Genomic DNA, 1,323 nt, shown 5'->3' with positions numbered 1-1,323 from the left:
CGCGGCCGGCAGTACATCGATTTCGCCGTCGACGGCGCGCGCCGGATGCAGGCACTGATCAACGACCTGCTGGCGTTCTCCCGGGTCGGCCGCGTCGGTGACGGATTCGAGCGACTCCCCCTGGACCGCCCGCTCGACAAGGCCCTGGCGAACCTCGCCGCCGTCGTCGAGGACACCGGCGCACGGATCGAGCGGCCCGAGCGGTTGCCGGAGGTCGACGGGGACCCGACCCTGCTGTCGATGCTCTGGCAGAACCTGATCGGCAACGCGCTCAAGTTCAGCCGCCCCGACACCGAACCGCGGGTTGTCATCACCGCGGAGCAGGACGGCGACATGTGTCGGATATGTGTGCAGGACAACGGAATCGGTGTGCCCGAAGAATTCGCGGAGAAGATCTTCGTCATCTTCCAGCGTCTGCACGCCCGCGAGGAGTACTCGGGCACCGGGATCGGCCTGTCCCTGTGCAAGAAGATCGTCGAGTACCACGGTGGCGAGATCCGGCTCGACCCCGGTTCCGATACCGGCGCCCGCTTCTGTTTCACCCTCCCGGTCGCCGAGAACCCACCCATCGATGACGCGCAGCCTGTCGCTGCCACACCGACCGAAGGAACGAACCCATGAGCCCCTCAGGCCACGCCATCGACGTCCTGCTCGTCGAGGACGACCCGGGAGACATCCTGATGACCCAGGAGGCTTTCGAATTCAACAAGGTCGGCAACACGCTGCACGTCGTGCGCGACGGGGAACAGGCACTGGACTTCCTGTATCGGAGGGGCGAATACGCCGACGCCGTCCGGCCCGATCTGATCCTGCTCGATCTGAATCTGCCCAAGTACGACGGCCGGCAGGTCCTCGAGAAGATCAAGTCCGACCCGGACCTGGCGGACATCCCGGTCGTCATCCTCACCACGTCCGGTGCCGAGGAGGACATCGTGAGGAGTTACAAACTCCACGCCAATGCGTACGTCACGAAGCCGGTCGATCTGGACCAGTTCATCGCGGCGGTGCGGCAGATCGACAACTTCTTCGTCCAGGTCGTGCGCCTGCCCCGGCGCTGAGCGGTCCCGGCGATCGCTCGGGCCGTCAATCCCCGGATCGCTTCAGGGCGTCGAGGAACCTTGCCGCCCAACGATGGACGTCGTTCTCGACCACCTGCTCGTGCAGGGCGACCATCCGCTCCTTGCGCTCCGCCGGATCGGCGCCGAGCGCCTCGACGATGGTGTCCCCGACCATGTCGAGGTCGTGCGGATTGACCAGGTACGCCTGATGCAGTTCGTGTGCGGCACCGGTGAATTCGCTCAGCACGAGCGCCCCGGTGCCGTC

The 1,323-nt window shown here is 65.9% G+C and carries 3 protein-coding genes; 2 read left to right on the top strand and 1 reads right to left on the bottom strand.

Going from position 1 to position 1,323, the window contains the following annotated elements; all coding sequences use genetic code 11:
- Together I0Q12_RS32755 and I0Q12_RS13200 are read left to right on the top strand one after the other, a co-directional pair.
- On the top strand, positions 1–621 hold a 621-nt coding region (locus I0Q12_RS32755), incomplete at its 5' end, for an ATP-binding protein (RefSeq protein WP_231610566.1).
- On the top strand, positions 618–1,058 hold the full coding sequence (locus I0Q12_RS13200; RefSeq protein WP_197252350.1) for a response regulator: 441 nt from the start codon (positions 618–620) through the stop codon (positions 1,056–1,058). The genes I0Q12_RS32755 and I0Q12_RS13200, both read left to right, overlap by 4 nt.
- 25 nt (positions 1,059–1,083) lie before the next feature.
- Here I0Q12_RS13200 and I0Q12_RS32750 read toward each other — a convergent pair.
- On the bottom strand, positions 1,084–1,323 hold a 240-nt coding region (locus I0Q12_RS32750), incomplete at its 5' end, for a trehalose-6-phosphate synthase (protein ID WP_231610565.1).

The sequence above is a fragment of the Rhodococcus sp. CX genome, from assembly GCF_015865005.1.
Lineage (GTDB): Bacteria > Actinomycetota > Actinomycetes > Mycobacteriales > Mycobacteriaceae > Rhodococcus.
Note: the sequence above shows the minus strand (reverse complement) of the source record. Positions and strands in the feature narration are given on the sequence as shown.

Coding starts and splice junctions, on each gene's coding strand:
- I0Q12_RS13200 (WP_197252350.1), top strand. CDS start 618: ATGAGCCCCTCAGGCCACGCCATCGACGTCCTGCTCGTCGAGGACGAC.